Below are 16,075 nucleotides of genomic sequence, written 5' to 3' on the forward strand. Positions count from 1 at the left end.
GACCGGGCGGGNGCGCCGTCACCGACAATTCAGCAGGCGCCCTGTGCCCGATTTTCGCTCGGCCGTAGGGAGGAAAGGTGGATGCGCGCGAGAACGTCGACGAGGTGACCGAGCCGCGGGAAACAACGACCGGGCTCGCCACCCGCCCGGACCCGCTGCGCCCCGGCGATCCGCGCGAACTCGGTGAATACCGGATTCTCGGTCGACTCGGCGAGGGCGGCATGGGGACCGTCTTCCTCGGCCGGGGCCGCGACACCGGCCTGGTCGCGGTGAAGGTCATCCGCGCGGACGTCGCCCGCATCCCCCGCTACCGCGACCGGTTCCGGCGGGAGGCCGCGGTGGCCCGCCGCGTCGCCCGCTTCTGCACCGCGGAGGTCCTCGACGTCGTCGACCCGCCCGACGGGCAGCCCTACCTCGTCACCGAGTTCGTCGACGGCCCGACGCTGGCCCGCGCCGTCGCCACCCACGGCCCGCTGGGCTCGGCCGATCTGGAACGCGTCGCGGTCAGCGTGGCCGCGGCCCTGACCGCCATCCACGGTGCGGGCCTGGTCCACCGCGACCTCACCCCGACGAACGTGCTGCTGTCCCCGCTGGGCGCGCGGGTGATCGACTTCGGGCTGGCCCGGGTCAGCGACGAGGCGCCCAGCGGGCCCTCGGGCCGGGTCGCGGGGACGCCGGCGTTCATGTCGCCGGAGCAGGCCCGCGGCGAGACCGTGACGAGCGCGGCGGACATCTTTTCCTGGGGCGGCCTGGTGATCTTCGCCGGCAGTGGGCGCAAGCCGTTCGGCGACGGCCCGACGTCGGCCCAGCTACGCCGGGTCCAGCACGCCGACCCCACGCTCGGTGACCTCGATCCGGCGCTGGCCGCGGTCGTGCGCGCCGCGATGCGCCGGGAGCCGGCCGGCCGGCCCACCGCCGAGGAGCTGCTGCGCCGCCTCGTGCGCCCCGGCGACGCCGCACAGACGATCGTCACCAGTCCGCTGGACATCCTGCCGCCCCGGACGGGCCTGAGCATCTCACCGCCGACGTCGCCCCCCGCCTCCCGAACGCCGCCGGCCGGGCCGCCACCGTCGGGGTCGCGGCCGTCGGGGCTGGCGCCGTCGGGGTCGCGGCCCGACCTCGCGCCGGCTGTGGCGGGATCCGGCCTCGCGCCGGCGCCGGCGGGGTCCGGGCCGGTCCCGGCGGGTTCGAAGTCCGGGTCGGCTGCCGCGGCGAGGTCGGGGGCCGGCTCCGCGGCGACGGCGACGGCGACGGGGGCAGTGACGGGGGCGGGGGCGGGAAGAAGGCCGGGTTATGCGACGGGGTTGGCGGTGGCACGACCCGAACCCGCGCCCGGCGAGGGAGCCGGCGTCGCGCCCGCAGCCGGCGCGACGGAGCCGGACCAGACGCCGGCCGCGGTCGCCGTGATGCCAGAGCCGGCGACCGGACCGTTGGACCTGATGCTCGCGGGCCCCGCCGATCCCACCGACGATCGCGGCCCGGCCGACCGGCGCCGGGTGCGGCTGCTCACGGCCGTGGCCGGCGCCGTGATCGCGGCCACGCTGCTGGTCATCGGACTGCTCGTGCACGCCCACGGCGGACCCGCCCGCGCCACCGCGTCCGCGGCAGGCCAGGGCGCCGGGCCCGGCGTAACGGCCACGGTCCATCCCGTCAGCCCCACCACCACCCGGCCGGCCACCCGACCGGGCGGCGACGGCGGCGCCCGCGGTGACGGCGGCGACGCCGGGACGGGCGCGCCGACGAGCACAGCGGATCCCGCCGCGACGACCGATCCCGCCGACGCCTCGCCGGCCACGGGCAGGCTGCTCACCGTCAAGAACGTGGTCGGCCAGGACGCCACCGTGGCCGAGACCCGCCTGCGCGAGCTCGGTTTCGACACGATCGAGCGCTCCTACCGGGCCGACGACGGCGCCCGCGGCACCGTCGTCGCGATCGATCCGACGCCCGGGACGAAGGCCGCCCGCGACACCACCGTCACCCTGACCGTGTCGACGGGGCCGAGCACGGTCACGGTGCCCGAGGTCGCCCACAAGAGCGCCGCGCAGGCCCGCGCGATGTTGCGCGCCGAAGGCCTCGTCGTCGTCGAGCAGGTCATCACCGGCCGGTCCACCGCCGACGCCGGGCAGGTGGACACCGCCACGCCGAGCCCGGGCAGCCGGGTGGCGGCCCACAGCACCGTCACCATCACCGTGGCCAGCGACACGGTGACGGTGGCCGATCTGCACGGACGGACGGCGGCGGACGCGGAGCGGGCCCTGACCGACCTCGGCCTCACCGTCGTCGAGCACCCCCGGACCGGGGGCGGCCAGCCCGGCACGGTCGTCGGGCAGACCCCGGCAGCGGGCGAGGTGCCCCGGGGGTCGACCGTCGCCCTCGACATCGCCCGCCCCACCGCGACCGACTCGCCGAGCCCCCCCGCGGCGATCGGGGGATCGGGTCCGCCGACCGCGTCCCCGCGGCCATCCCCGCCGGCCTCACCCTGACCGCCGGTCGACGGTCAGGGTGAGCTCAGCCGGTCAGGGTGAGCTCAGCCGGCCAGGGTGGCGAGGCTGACGTCCCACAGCAGCGCGGCCGAACGCGGGTCGAGGGCGTAGTCCGCCACGCCGGTGCGCGTNCCCGGCTGGTTCGGGCCGGCCTCGTTGCAGTCCTCGAAGTACCGGCCGCTGACCCCGTCGACCAGCGGCGACGCGGCGAGCAGCACCGAGGTCGACGCCCCCTGCTCGGGCGTCTTCCAGGTGATGCCCCCGCCGCCTCCGCCGCCCGCGCCGGCGGTGCTCTGCGCCCGCAGCCGGTCGAGCTCGGCGTCGGTGACGTGGCGCTGCAGCTTCGTGCGGATGCCGCCGGGCATGAGCGCGTTGACGGCGATGCCGTCGTCCGCCCACCGCCGGGTCGCCTCGACGGCGAACAGCACGTTGGCGGTCTTCGACTGCCCGTAGGCCGCCCACGGCTCGTAGGGCCGCGCGAGGAAGTGGATGTCGTCGAAGACGACGTCGGAGCGCAGGTGCGCACTCGAGCTCACCGACACCACCCGGGCGCCGCCGGCCGCGGCCAACGCCGGGCGCAGGCCCGTCGTCAGCGCGAAGTGCCCGAGGTGGTTGGTGGCGAACTGCAGCTCCCAGCCCTGCGACGTGCGGGTCTCCGGCGCGGCCATCACCCCGGCGTTGTTGACCAGGATGTGCAGCGGGCCCTGCCAGCCGTTGACGAACGCGGCGACGGAGGCGGGCTGGGCGAGGTCCAGCGGGGCGACGGTGACCTGGTCGCTCCCGGTCGACGCGGTGATGTCGGCGGCCACCCGGGCACCGGCGTCAAGGTCACGGACCGTGATCGTCACCTGGGCGCCCGCGCCGGCGAGTGCCCGGGCCGTCTCCACGCCGATGCCCGAGGACGCGCCGGTCACGACGGCGCGCCGGCCGGACAGGTCGACCTCGGTCAGCACCTCGGCCGCGGTCGAGGTCGCGGAGAACGGAGTGGTGATCAGAGTGCTCACAGTAATGATCTTCCTGTGTGCTCGGCGGATCCGGGCGGAAGCCCGGCCGATAGGATGACGACGGCGGGACGGCCACGGCGGCGGCCCGTCCGGGCCGGGGCGCGCGGGCCCTGCGGAACACTCGGTCGGTTCCGGTGGGGGCGAGGCTCCCGGCCGCGAGGCCCAGCCTAGGTGGAGTCTCCTCCGCTTAGCAACGCAGTCACCGAGCGTTCGCTGGCCGCGCAACGGTCCGCCCGGCGCCCGGCCACTCGCCAGCCCCGGGGGGAGGAGAGCGATGCCGGCGCACGGCAGGACCAGGCCGCTGCGGGCCGACGCCCGTCGCAACCGCGACCAGGTCCTCGACGCCGCCCTGCGGGCCTTCTCCGCAGGTGGCCCGGGCGTGCCGCTGGAGGCCGTCGCGCGCGACGCCGGGGTCGGCATCGCCACCCTCTACCGGCACTTCCCGACCCGCGAGGTGCTCGTCGAGGCGGTCTACCGCGCCGAGCTCGGCCGGCTGTGCGACGCGGCGCCGGCGCTGCTGGGCCGCCTGCCGCCGGCCGCGGCCCTCCGCGCCTGGATGGACGCCTTCCTCGACTACACCACCGCCAAGCGAGGGATGGCCGACGCGCTGCGGGCCGTCATCGCCTCCGGCGGCGATCCGTTCGCCCACAGCCGCGAGCGGATGGTCGCCGCCGTCACCTCCCTGCTCGCCGCCGGGGACGCCGCCGGGACGGTCCGCCCCGACGTCGAGCCGGTCGACCTGCTCACCGGGCTCGCCGGCGTCGCCCTCGCCGCCGGCGAACCCGCCCAGCGCGCGCAGGCAGGACGCCTGCTGGACCTGTTCATGGACGGCCTGCGCCCCCGGGCCACCCCGCCGGGCCGCCCCTGAGCCGCCCGGCGTCCGCCGGGGGTCAGGCGGCGGCGCGTTCGAGGATGTGCACGCCGCAGGCCGAACCCAGCCCGATCACATGGGTCAGGCCGACGCGGGCCCCGGGGATCTGCCGGTCGCCGGCCTCGCCGCGCAGGTGGGTCGCCACCTCCCAGATGTTCGCGATGCCGGTCGCCGAGATCGGGTGCCCCTTGGACTGCAGCCCGCCGGAGACGTTCACCGGCGTCGACCCGTCCCGCCAGGTCGCGCCCGAGTGGAAGAAGTCCACCGCGCCGCCCTCCGGGCACAGCATCAGGTTGTCGTAGTGGACCAGCTCGGCGGTGGCGAAGCAGTCGTGCAGCTCGACGAGGTCGAGGTCCTCCGGATCGACGCCGGCGATGTCGTAGGCGCGCCGCGCGGCGTTGCGGGTCANCGTGTTGACGTTCGGCAGCACCTGGCAGGCCTCCTCCCACGGGTCGGTGGTCAGNACCGAGGCGGAGATCTTCACCGCCCGGCGGCGCTGCTCGGGGGCCAGGGTCCGCAGCGCGGCATCGGTGACGAGCACCGCGGCCGCGGCCCCGTCGCAGTTCGCCGAGCACATCGGCCGGGTGTTCGGGTAGGAGATCATGACGTCGTTCATGATCTCGTCCAGGGTGAAGCGGCGCTGGTAGGAGGCCAGCGGGTTCAGCGTCGAGTGCGCGTGGTTCTTCTCGGAGATCCGGGCGAACAGCTCGAAGCTCGTGCCGCCGTAGCGGTGGCCGTACTCCATGCCGATCTGGGCGAAGACCCCGGGCATCGTCTCCGTGCCGATCCGCCCGTCGAGCGGACCGACCGCGCCGAAGCGGCCCTGCGGCGTCCAGGTGGTCGAGTCGCCCGCCCGCTCGCCGCCGGCGAGCAACCCGGCGCCGGCGAGCTTCTCCACACCGACCGCGAGACCGAAGTCCGCCTCCCCGGCGCGTAGCGCCATGTGGACGACGCGGACGGCGGTCGCCCCCGTCGCGCAGGCGTTGGCCACGTTGTAGACGGGGATGCCGGTCTGGCCCACCTGCTTCTGTAAGGCCTGGCCGATCCCGCCGCCGCCGCGCAGGTTGCCCGCGGCGAGAATGCCGATCTCCCGCATGGTGATCCCGGCATCCGCGATGGCGTTCATGGTCGCCTCGGCGGCCAGGTCGATCAGGTCGGAGTNGGGGTGCTTGCCGAACCGCGTCATGCTGATGCCGAGGATCCACACGTCATCGCTGGCCATGTCGTCATCTCCTGCCGAAAGGGTGATCCTGCGGAAAGGGAGGTCCCGCGGAACGGGAGGCCCGCGGAAAGGGTCGTCCTGCGGAAAGGGTGGTCCTGCCGAAAGGGTTGGGTCCTGCCGGAGGGTTGGTTCCTGCCGAAGGGCTGCGGTGGTTCCCGGGACGCCGAGGCCTTCAGGGGCGGGGCTCGAAGCCGAAGCTGATCGCCTCGGTGCCCGCCTGGTCGACGCCCACCGGGGTGAGCGCGAGGCNCACCTTCATCCCCAGGCGCACCGCCTCGGGCGTGGGCTCGACGTTGACGAGGTTGGCACGCACGCTCGTGCCGGCGCAGTCCACCGTCGCCGACACGAACGGCACGGGTACCCCGGGGGCGGCGTGGGCGACGATCGTGAACGCGCGTACCTCCCCCTCGGTGGGGACGTCCACCTGCGTGAAGGAGGTGGCGAAACAGTTCGCGCACGCATTGCGCCGGTCGAAGAAGCGTGCGCCGCACCCGGTGCATGCGCGGGCGACCAGGTGCGGTCGCTCGCCCAGGACCAGATAGTCGACGAACGGGACGGTCTGCGGCACGGGGTGCTCCTCAGGGGTCGGATTCCGTCCGCGGCCGGCCGACCGGCGGACGCGTGGGTGGTCCGCCGCGGGACGGGCCGTGGTGGCGACGGCGGATCCCACGCCGGACGCGGCTGCGGGGGCGCGGCCCCGCCGATCACCATCCACCCTCTGTGGGCTTACCATCCGCCCCAGGCAGCGGCAACCGGTCCGCCGTCAGGCCGCTCGCGGCGCCGATCGCCGCCGCGATCCGCCACGCCGCGGATCCGCCTGAAAGTGCCGGCGGCGCACATCGCCTAAACGTTCCGTCCGCGTTTTCCCTGGTCGCGGGTTCCCCGGACGAGACGCACTCGGCACAACCCGCCCGATACCGGGACATGTTGCTACGATGTCGCGACTGCAATAAATACTCCGAGGGCGGGTCATCAATGCCCTGACGGCGAGGGGAATCGGCTTGGACGAGCTCGACCGGGCCCTGNTGCGCCTGTTGCAGCAGAACGGCCGGCGGACCAACCGGGATCTCGCCCTGGCCACCCATGTGGTGCCCTCGACCTCCCTGCAGCGGGTGCGCTCGCTGGTGGAGCGGGGCATCATCAGCGGGTTTCGCGCCGAGGTCGATCTCGCCGCGATCGNCAGGCCGGTGCAGGCCCTGATATCCGTGCGGGTCAGACCGCCCTCCCGAGCGGTGATCGAGGCTTTCCGCGCGTGGGCGGCCGACCTCGCCGAAACGGTGAGCCTGTTCTCCACGACCGGATCCTTCGATTTCCTCCTGCACGTCGCGGTGCCGGACGTCGACGGGCTCTACCGCCTCGTCATCGACCGGCTCACCGCCCGGCCCGAGGTCTTCGACGTGCACACAAGTCTGGTGTTCGACCACCGCCGCTCGGCCACCGTCGAGCCGATCGAACCGGCCGACTCCGCCGACTCCACCGACTAGCGCNGCCCCGGCGGTGACCCCGGCCGCGTCGACCGGATCCTCGCGGCCCGGGCGGCGCTGGTCGCCGACAGCGCGACGGTCACCGCCCCGTGCCCCGCCGGCGCCGCCCGCCCGCCGGCCGGTTCTCTGCTCACGGGACCAAGGGTGCGTAGTACGTTATAGGTGACAATCTCCTGTGGTGCCAGCGGACCGGAAGCCGTACGGCGATCCGCCTGCGGGCGTGCGACGGGAACTGTCCGCTCCGGCAGGTGCTGCCGTGGCCGGTCTGATCGGGTCTGGGGGGCCGGGCATGTCGACGCCATCTTTTCGGACGCTTCGCCACCCCTTTGAACCGTCGCGGCTGGCTTTCGCGTTGGGCTCGGCGAGTGTGGTCCTCGGCATTGNGATCATGCTTCTGGTTCGAGCCGCTCAACGTACCAGCTGGATTGTTCCGCTCGTGGTCGTGCTTTTCGTTCTGTTCGTCCTCGCGGCGGTCTGGCTCGTTCTGCAGATCCTTCGGGCCCGTCTGCTCGGCCACGCCATCCGGGTCACCGAACAGACGTTGCCGGTGCTCCAGGAGGTGNTCTCCGACGTCCGTGAGCGGTTGGACTACCGCAAACCGGTGGACGTGTACGTGGTCGACAAGGCGGCACGGTCGACGAGCCTGACCAGCTACCTGGGCACCAGGATCATCATCCTGGAGGGTGATCTCGTCGCCGACCTGCAGACCGACGAGAACCGTGGCCAGCTGACCTTTCTCATCGCTCGCTATATCGGTGCGCTCAAGGCACGGCACCAGCAGTTGATGCCGGTCCTGCTCGTCCTCGGGCTGTTCCAGTATCTCGCGCCGTTCAGACTCCTCCTGCTCCCGTACGTGCGCGCCACGGCCTACTCCGGTGATCAGATCGGGCAGTCGTGCGCGGATCTCCGGTCGGCTCTGACCGCGACGAACAGGCTTCTCGTCGGCAAGGACCTCACCCCAAGTCTCGCCGTCCGGGGTGTGTTCGAGCAGGCTGTGGTGGTCCNCCGCAAAATCCTGNCTCGACTCGCGCAGCTCGGTGCCGCCGAGCCCCACCTGACCAACCGGTACCTCAACCTGTACCGGTATGCCGCCGCCNCCGACCCCGACGCCCTGGCGAGGTACCGGGAGGCGCTGGACGACGACACGACCGAACGGCTGGACGCGGCGCTCCAGGCCGCGCCCGGCCGCCGGGGGGTCGGCCCCCGACTCCGTGCCCCGCTGATCGTGTCCGTCGTCAGCGGCACCATCCTGGTGCTGGCAGGGCTGCTGCTGTTCGGGATCGACCACGGCGAGACAGCGCAGCGCGAGCAGAGCGCGAGCCCGGCGGACACGAGCGCGAACAGCCTTCTCAACCACATACCGAGCGATCTCCGACCGACCTGCCAGGAGTTCTCCGAGACGGAGACGAGCTTCACCTCCGGGCTCCTCGCGTCGNAGGNCTGTTTCCCGAGCGGCTCGATGACCCCGGACAACGCCCGTTACTACCAGTACGACAGCCAAACGTCGATGAACCAGGTCTTCGACACCTACGCGTCGGATCTGACCGCCGGAGGCTGTCCCCGTGAGGGAGTCGAGACCTACCCNCACGGCCGTCGAGCCTGCTATGTCAGCGCGGACCAACAGAACATCATCATCTGGACCGACACCGACCTCGACATTCTCGCCTACGGGGTGTCGAAGCAGCTCGATCTTGCCGACCTGACCACCTGGTGGTCGGACGCCGGCCCCGAGTAGCAGCCGGCCGCCCTGCCCTGGTAGCGGGCGGTAGGCCCTGGCTGGACTCGGCCGGGCGCGCGAACGACCCCTGCGGCTGGATTCGACCGTCGCCGGACTGATCCGTCTCGTGGTCGACGTGGCTCCACCCGCAGGCCTGGTCCTCCAGCCGTAGATCGTGGAGGCCGGTGGGGAGGTCCATCGGATCTGCCGGATCCCCGGCCGGCGATCTCACCCCGGCCGGCGACCTGACCTCGGTCGGCGACCTGACCTCGGTCGGCGACAGCGCCCGGTCACCCGCAGCCACCGCCAGCCTCGTGACGTCCCGGGAATGAGCCGTCCGCGCTACCCCGGGGCCTCGGCACCGCAGGTCAGGGGGCCGCTGGAAAACACGGCGTGGTGCTGCGGACACCCCTCGCGAACATCCAGAAAAGGGGCGCTTTACTCTGATGGCGCGATTCCGCGCAGGCGGTACGGGACGGTCGGCGCCGCGGAAGGCGACTTCGGCGGGAGGGATCCGCCGACCTGCTGAGCGGCACCCGGGGCCGGCGCGATGGAGTCCGGGACGGATGGACGGTTCCGGCGACGGATGGATGGTTCCGGGGACGGTTGTGCGGCTCCGGAACGGGATGGGCGGGGGAGATGGGCGCGGGCTCACCACCGTGGGCGCGGGCGCGCAGGGCGGCAGTGGGGCCGTCGGCGGTGGGTCCGTCGGCGGTGGGGTCGTCGGCGGTGGGGTCGTCGGCGGTCGAGCCCATGGCGGTCGAGTCCGCGGCGGACGTCCCGTCCCCGGCGACGCGCAGCCCCGGTCCGGTGACGCTGCCCGTGCCGCGCCAGCCCAGCTCGGCGGCACGGTCCGCCCCGGACCGGCGGGTACAACTGCGGTGGCCGTCGGGCCCGGGCGGGCGGGTCGGCGGGTCGGACCGGGGGTCGGGCCGGGCGGCCTGGTCGCGGCCGGCGCTCGCCGTCGCCGTGATCTGCGTCTGCTCGTTCACGGCGAGCCTCGTCCTACAGGCGACGCTGTTCCGCGACGGCTCCGGCGACGCCGACGAGGCCGCCTACGTCCTGCAGGCCCGGATGCTGCTCGACGGGCACCTCACCCTGGACGCCGCCACGATGGAGCCGTTCTTCCGGCCCTGGCTGACGGGCGAGCACGACGGCCGGCTGTTCACCAAGTACCTGCCCGGCTGGCCGGCGCTGCTCGCCGCCTCGCAGGCGCTGTTCGGCACCATGACGGTCGCGCCGGCCCTCGTCGCCGCCGGCTGGGTTGCCGGGACGTACCGGCTGGCCCGGGAGCTGCTCGACGACGCGGCGAGCGCGGTACTGGCCGCGGCCCTGGTGGCCGGGTCGCCGCTCGTCGTCGTGCACACTGCGCTGCCGCTGGCCTACGCCTGCGGCGCGGCCACCCTCACCCTGGCCAGCGCGGCGCTGCTGCGTGGGGCCCGCACCGGCGCCCGGAGCTCGCTGCTCGCCGGCGGGGCCGGCGCGGGCTTCGCGCTGCTGCTGCGCCCCTTCGACGCGGTGCTGGTGCTGACCGGGGTGGTCGTGTTCGCGCTCGCGCGGTTACGCCGCCAGCCGCGGGCGATACCTGCGCGGGTCGGCTGGGCGGTCCTCGGCGCGGCGCCGTTCGTCGCCGTGCTGCTGGTGTTCTGCCGGCTGGTCACGGGCTCCGCCCTGCGGATGCCGCTGTCCGCCTCCGATCCGCTGGACCGCTTCGGCTTCGGTCCCCGGCGGATCCTGCCGTCCGAGCCGACGTTCACCTTCACCCGCCACCTCGCGCTGCGGGCTCTGGAGCAGACCTGCACCGCCGCGCCGGGCTGGCTGTTCGGCGGCGTGGTGGTGGTCGGGTTCGCCGCCGTCGGGGCGGTGCTCGCGCGGCGGCGGGCGCAGCGGCTGCTGCTCGTGGTGACGGTGGTCGCGGTCGCGGGCGGATATCTGTTCTGGTGGGGCTCGGCGTTCGCGATGCCGGGGCTGCGCGACGGGCTCGGCCCGCACTACCACCTGGCCGCCCTGACCCCGATCCTGATCCTCGCCGCGGACGGCGCCCGCCGGCTGTGGTCGGCCGCCGCCGCCCTCCCGCGGGCCGCCGTGCTGCGGCCCACCGCGGCCGGCGTGGTCGTGGTGACGATGGTCCTGCTCACCGCGTCGGCGGTGCCCGGCAAGGTCGACGGGCAGCGCTGGGTCAACGACCACAACGCCTTCCTCGCCGCCCTGCTCCCGGACCGCTTTCCCGCCCCGGCGGTGGTCGTCGTGACGCCCCAGGTGCCCAGCCGGTACACCCAGGTGCCCTACCAGACGCTGCGCAACCGGCCGGACCTGCACGGCCGCGTGCTGTACGCGGCGGACCTCGGCCCCGCGACGGCGACCCTGCCCGAGGATGTCCCGGGCCGGGCGCTGTACCGACTGCGCCCGGACGAGATCGCCGACCCGGCAGCCCCCGCCAGCTTCTACGGCTCGTTCACCGCGTTGCGCCAGGTCAGCGGCGAGCGGATCCGGGTACACCTGACCGCTCGCCTGCCCGCCGGCTCCGCCGCCGGTGCGGCCGCCTACGTGCGCCTGGGCGCGCAGACCCGGATCTTCCCGGTGACACCGTCTGCCGGCGACCGCGTCGACCCGTCGATCGCCGACCCGTCGATCGCCGGCCCGGCGGTGATCGACGCGACGCTGGTGGTCACGTCGGGGGAGCCGGCGGGCGCGGGGGAGCTTGGCGCCGGCACGGCGACGCTGCCGGGAGAGCTCGTCGTCGGAGTCGTCCAGCCGACCGCCGCGGGCCCCGCCCGCTGGGAGGAACGCATCCCGCTGGCGCGCCGGCACGGCTCGGGCGCGCTGACCCTGCTGACCCCCGGGCTGGGCTGGCGCCAGGTGCCCGGCCGCGCCGCGGTGGGATGGCTGCCCGCCCCGGTCCGCCCCACGCTGGCCGTCGCGGTCGGCCTCGACTGAGTCCGCGTAGCCGATCGTGATCGGGCGGCCTGTCCGCGTCACGTGAACCGGGGCCCGGTAGACCCATGCGCCCTGCCCCGCCCCGCGGCGCGGGCGAGATGGCCGTGGCGCGGTTCCGCGGAACACTTGGATCGTCGTTCGTCGTACGTCGTTCGGCGGCTGGATGCTCGGCACGGTGGACAGGCACCAGCCGCGACGCCTCCCGCACAGGGCGGTAATGTCGCGCGGCATGGCGCAGCGCGACGGGCGCGTCGCCGTCGACATCCATACCGACGGGGCGTGCAGCGGCAATCCGGGGCCCGGCGGCTGGGGCGCNGTGCTGCGCTACGGCGAGCACGAGCGGGAGCTGCACGGCGGCGAGCCGGCGCGCACGACGAACAACAGGATGGAGCTCACCGCGGCCATCATGGCGCTGGAGGCACTGACCCGGCCGTCCGTGGTGCGCCTGCACACCGACAGCACCTACCTGCGCAGCGGGATCACCACCTGGATCGCCGGATGGCGGCGCAACGGCTGGCTGACGAAGGACCGCACGCCGGTGCGCAACGCCGACCTGTGGCAGCGGCTGGAGGCCGCCGTCGCCCGACACGAGGTCGAGTGGTTGTGGGTCCGCGGGCACGCCGGCGACCCCGGCAACGAACGCGCGGACGCCCTGGCCGCCCGGGGTCTGCAGGAGGCTCGCCAGACACCGCCGCCCGCCTGAACCAGAGGGGACGGCGCCCGATTCGGCCCGGCCCAGCCCAGCCCGGCCCAGCACCGGCTCAGCCCCAGCCCGNCTCAGCCCGGCCCGATCGGCCAGGCCAGGCCAGGCCAGGCCTGAGCCGCCGTGGCCGGCGCATTTGTCGGATGCAGTGTACTTCGGCATGGCATCATGCACGTGCAGATGCATTCGACGATGGTTTTGCATTCGATGGAGGTCGCCCATGGCCCGACGTCCCCCGAACGGGCCGGTGCCAGCACCCCCCTTACCGGCCGACCTTCTGGTGAAAGTGCTCACCGCCGCGGCCGCGCTGGTCGGCCTCGCGATCCTGATCGCGATCACCGTCATCGCCCTGTGCTCCGGTGAGCCCGGCCTCGCGGCCGTCCCCGTCAGCCTCCCAGCGGCGGTGATGAGCCCCTTCACGGTCGCTCTACCTGCGGCTATCCGGGTCGCCCTGGCGGAGAGGGGCGCGGCGCGGCGCGGACCCGGGAGCCCGGCACCCGGACGCCCCCGGGCCCGCGGCGCCCCGCCGGCGCGATAGCGGCGCACCCTCGACGACCTTCGCGGGGACGTCGACGGTTCCCCGGACGCAAACGATCGCCTCTACGGTTGACCGTCGTGCGGGTCATCTGGGCGGCCTTGGCCGCGATCGTCATGTCTGTCGGCCTTCTGGCCGGCTGCAACGCCTCCGCGACGGGTGGTCCCCTCAACGCTGCCGGCAGCATCGGCACGAGCACCGCCACCGGCGGGTCGTCCGACCGTGATACCGGCGGGTCGTCCGGCCGGGACGCCGGTGGGTCGTCGGCGCGCGGCCTCGGCGGGCCGTCGGCGGACGCCGGCGGGTCGTGGACGGACGCCGGCGGGTCGTCCACGGCCGCGACGACGGCGTCGAAGCCGTCGTGCGGCGGCAAGGTCAGCGACGTGCAGGACGTCGAACGGCTCATCAACGAGCCGGTCGGCTGCCCCGGCGCGCTGAACACCTTCTGGCACGGCGAACTCGGCGACGCCTGGACGGCGCCGCGCTTCGTCCCATACCACGACGGTGAGGTGCCCGACGACGCCTGTGGCCGGCAGGTCAACGACCCCCGGCAGTTCGCCGACAACGCGTTGTACTGCACGCTCGACGACACGGTCGCCTACAGCGTCGACTTCCTCGATGAGCTGGCGCAGGTCGGCGGGCCCACCTACCCGCTGTTCGTCCTCATGCACGAGCTGTCCCACCGCGGCGACCGCATCGGCGGCAACCTGGGAGTCGTCACCCGCGCCGAGGAGAACCAGGCCGACTGCTTCGCCGGTCGGCAGGCCTCCGCCGCGCACGACGCCGGGCGCATCGCCGTCCGCGACGCGCTGCAGGGCGCCCTGCTGTTCTACAGCCTCGGCGACACCCGCGGCGGCTGGTTCGCCCAGGAGCCCGCCAGCGCCCCCGACGCCCACGGCTCTCCCCGCCAACGCGCCCAGGCGTTCGCCCTCGGCTACCTGCGCGACAGCTCCACCTGCCACACGATCGGCAGGTCCGAGACGGGCGACGTGTCGTTCTGACCAGCGACCCGCATCCACGCGCCGCCCGATGAGTGACGCTGGGTCACCATCGGCGCGGCCCGGTTGCGAGGACGGAGTTACGGTCAGTTATGACCTTCAGGGCTGCGTCCGATCAGATCGAGGTTCCCGCCGGGGTGGGTCTGACCGCCGTCGGCATGGCGTGGGTCCGCGCCCGGGAGAGCGCGCGCCGCGACCGGCTCTTCGACGACCCCTACGCGGAGGCGTTCGTCGAGGCGGCCGGTGGCCCGGCGGCCGCCGGCCCCGCCGGCGCCTTCGCCCGCTTCATCGACGTGGTGGACTCCCACGGCGTGCAACGCACCCGCTTCTTCGACGACTACCTGACCCGCGCCGCCGACGCCGGCCAGCGCCAGTTCGTCCTGCTCGCCGCGGGCCTGGACACCCGCGCCCACCGGCTGTCCTGGCCCGCCGGCACCCGGCTGTTCGAGGTGGACCTGCCGGAGATGCTGACGTTCAAGCAGGCGGTCCTCGACACCCGGCACGCCACCGCGCGTGCCGAGCGGATCACCGTCCCCGCCGATCTCGCCGGCGACTGGTCGAGCGCGCTGACCCGCGCGGGCCTANGGCCACGGGAACGCACCACCTGGCTCGTCGAGGGCCTGCTGCCCTACCTCGACGCGGAGGCGGCCGCCCACCTGCTCACCACCGTCGGGGAGCTGTCCGTCCCGGGCAGCCTGCTGGGATTCGAGTACCAGGCCGACACGTGGCTGCTCGACGAGCTGCGTGCCACCCCGGAGCTGGCGGAGTTCGCGACCCTGCTCAAGGGCGGCCTCGGCGAGTCCCCCCTCGACTGGCTGCCCCGCCACGGCTGGCAGGTGCTCCAGGCTCGGCTACGCTCCGAGCTCGCCGCCGAGGCCGGACGCCCCGCGCCCGGCCCCCTCGCCGACGGCTTCCTCGTCGCCACCCGCCGCTGACCGCCACCTGCCTGACCGCCACCCGCCGCTGACCGCCACCTGCCTGCACGCCACCCGTCTGGCCGCCATCCGCCGCTGCGGCCGGCGTCCGGACATGGCGACGGCCACGGTTGCCCGGGATGACTCTCCCGGGCAACCGTGGCCGAGATGCCGCCCGCTACCGGTGGCCGGCGCGGGCCGTGGCGGGGATCAGGGGGCCTGGAAACCGGCCGCGGTCAGGACCGCCTCGCCCTTGTCGGAGGTGACGTAGTCCACCCACGCCTTGCCGCCGGCGGCGTTCTTGCCGGCCTTGAGAGTGGCGATCGGGTAGTCGTTGATGGCCTTCGCCGACTCGGGGAACTCGATGCCGGTCACCTTGTCGCCCGCGGCCTTCGCGTCCGTGCGGTAGACCAGCGCCGCGTCGACCTCACCGAGGGTGACCTTCGAGAGGGCCGACTTGACGTCCTGCTCGAGGGTGACGGGAGTCAGGTTCACCCCGGCCGCGGCCAGCGCCTTCTTGGCCGCCGCGCCGCAGGGCACCGCGTCGGCGCACAACGCGACCTTCACGCCCGGCTTCGCCAGGTCGGGCAGGTCCGTGATGCCCTTCGGGTTGGCCTTCGGCACGGCGATGACGAGCTGGTTGCGGACGAAGACCTTCGGCGCCGAGGAGTTCTCCGAGGCGTCGGTGACGGTCTTCATCGTCGCCGGGCTCGCCGCGGCGAACACGTCCGCGGGCGCGCCGGAGGTGATCTGCTGCGCCAGCGCGGAACTGCCCGCGAAGGAGAACTTCACGGTGGACCCCGGGTTGGCGGCCTCGAACTGCTTGCCGAGCGTCGTGAACGTCCCGGTCAACGACGCTGCGGCGAACACGGTGATTGTGCCCGTCACACCGCTGGAGGCACTGGTGGTGGCGGGCGCCGGCGTGGCGGCCGTGCCCCCGTCGCTCCCGCTGCTGCCACACCCGGCGGCGAGCAGACCGGCGCTGGCCACGACCGCCAGCGCCGTTTTCACCCTGCGAAATCTCACGAATCCCCGTTCCTACGCACCACGGCCGGTCGCCGGCGCCATCGCGCGCGGTCGACCGCCCCTACGAACATCCACTGTCGGCTGTGCGGTCGGACGCCTCGATGTCACTCGTCGTCACCGAACCGACCCATGGCGACGCCGTCGTCGCCGCGGGCGCCGAGCCGTGCGGAGTACTCCGACG

The 16,075-nt window shown here is 74.0% G+C and carries 9 protein-coding genes and 9 pseudogenes; 12 read left to right on the forward strand and 6 right to left on the reverse strand.

Going from position 1 to position 16,075, the window contains the following annotated elements:
* Window positions 1–77: 77 nt before the first annotated feature.
* Window positions 78–2,483 (forward strand): PASTA domain-containing protein, encoded by a 2,406-nt coding sequence (locus UK94_RS06075; protein ID WP_055749044.1) that lies wholly within the window; start codon window positions 78–80, stop codon window positions 2,481–2,483.
* A gap of 132 nt (window positions 2,484–2,615) precedes the next feature.
* Here the strand turns inward: UK94_RS06075 and UK94_RS06080 are convergent.
* Window positions 2,616–3,487: pseudogene (locus tag UK94_RS06080) on the reverse strand (SDR family NAD(P)-dependent oxidoreductase); the annotation flags it as partial.
* Window positions 3,488–3,761: 274 nt separating this feature from the next.
* Here UK94_RS06080 and UK94_RS06085 point away from each other — a divergent pair.
* Window positions 3,762–4,355, forward strand: a complete 594-nt coding sequence (locus UK94_RS06085; protein WP_055749045.1) for a TetR/AcrR family transcriptional regulator — start codon at window positions 3,762–3,764, stop codon at window positions 4,353–4,355.
* A gap of 22 nt (window positions 4,356–4,377) precedes the next feature.
* On the opposite strand, the pseudogene UK94_RS41530 reads toward UK94_RS06085, so the two are convergent.
* The 4 pseudogenes from UK94_RS41530 to UK94_RS06095 form a co-directional block, all read right to left on the reverse strand.
* A pseudogene (locus UK94_RS41530) lies at window positions 4,378–4,766 on the reverse strand (thiolase family protein); the annotation flags it as partial.
* 56 nt (window positions 4,767–4,822) lie between these two features.
* Window positions 4,823–5,519, reverse strand: a pseudogene (locus UK94_RS41535) (thiolase family protein); the annotation flags it as partial.
* 1 nt (window position 5,520) lies between these two features.
* Window positions 5,521–5,580, reverse strand: a pseudogene (locus tag UK94_RS72940) (hypothetical protein); the annotation flags it as partial.
* Window positions 5,581–5,830: 250 nt separating this feature from the next.
* Window positions 5,831–6,148: pseudogene (locus tag UK94_RS06095) on the reverse strand (OB-fold domain-containing protein); the annotation flags it as partial.
* A gap of 458 nt (window positions 6,149–6,606) precedes the next feature.
* Between UK94_RS06095 and UK94_RS41540 the strand changes: the two are divergent.
* The 10 genes and pseudogenes from UK94_RS41540 to UK94_RS41555 form a co-directional block, all read left to right on the forward strand.
* A pseudogene (locus UK94_RS41540) lies at window positions 6,607–6,759 on the forward strand (winged helix-turn-helix transcriptional regulator); the annotation flags it as partial.
* A 26-nt stretch (window positions 6,760–6,785) separates the two neighbouring features.
* Complete coding sequence (locus tag UK94_RS41545; protein WP_268761232.1) at window positions 6,786–7,064, forward strand: Lrp/AsnC ligand binding domain-containing protein; 279 nt, start codon at window positions 6,786–6,788, stop codon at window positions 7,062–7,064.
* A gap of 1,902 nt (window positions 7,065–8,966) precedes the next feature.
* A complete protein-coding gene (locus UK94_RS33610) occupies window positions 8,967–9,113 on the forward strand; it encodes a hypothetical protein (RefSeq protein WP_157734138.1) in 147 nt (48 codons plus the stop codon).
* Between the two features lie 421 nt (window positions 9,114–9,534).
* Window positions 9,535–11,718 carry a glycosyltransferase family 39 protein gene (locus UK94_RS06110; RefSeq protein ID WP_235486676.1) on the forward strand — a complete coding sequence of 728 codons (2,184 nt, stop codon included), beginning with the start codon at window positions 9,535–9,537 and terminating at the stop codon, window positions 11,716–11,718.
* 229 nt (window positions 11,719–11,947) lie between these two features.
* Window positions 11,948–12,033: pseudogene (gene rnhA, locus UK94_RS72945) on the forward strand (ribonuclease HI); the annotation flags it as partial.
* 1 nt (window position 12,034) lies between these two features.
* Window positions 12,035–12,421: pseudogene (gene rnhA, locus UK94_RS06115) on the forward strand (ribonuclease HI); the annotation flags it as partial.
* A gap of 280 nt (window positions 12,422–12,701) precedes the next feature.
* Entirely contained in the window at window positions 12,702–12,959 is a 258-nt protein-coding gene (locus tag UK94_RS06120) for a hypothetical protein (protein WP_157892121.1), read from the forward strand.
* A 113-nt stretch (window positions 12,960–13,072) separates the two neighbouring features.
* Entirely contained in the window at window positions 13,073–13,957 is an 885-nt protein-coding gene (locus UK94_RS06125; RefSeq protein WP_306280441.1) for a metalloprotease, read from the forward strand.
* An 89-nt stretch (window positions 13,958–14,046) separates the two neighbouring features.
* Window positions 14,047–14,538 (forward strand): SAM-dependent methyltransferase (locus UK94_RS41550; RefSeq protein ID WP_235486681.1); only part of this gene is annotated, 492 nt, incomplete at its 3' end.
* 1 nt (window position 14,539) lies between these two features.
* A pseudogene (locus tag UK94_RS41555) lies at window positions 14,540–14,889 on the forward strand (SAM-dependent methyltransferase); the annotation flags it as partial.
* A 189-nt stretch (window positions 14,890–15,078) separates the two neighbouring features.
* Here UK94_RS41555 and modA read toward each other — a convergent pair.
* Window positions 15,079–15,894 (reverse strand): molybdate ABC transporter substrate-binding protein, encoded by an 816-nt coding sequence (modA, locus tag UK94_RS06135; RefSeq protein WP_055749050.1) that lies wholly within the window; start codon window positions 15,892–15,894, stop codon window positions 15,079–15,081.
* Between the last annotated feature and the right edge of the window lie 181 nt (window positions 15,895–16,075).

It is taken from the genome of Frankia sp. AvcI1 (assembly GCF_001420875.1).
Taxonomy (GTDB): domain Bacteria; phylum Actinomycetota; class Actinomycetes; order Frankiales; family Frankiaceae; genus Frankia; species Frankia alni.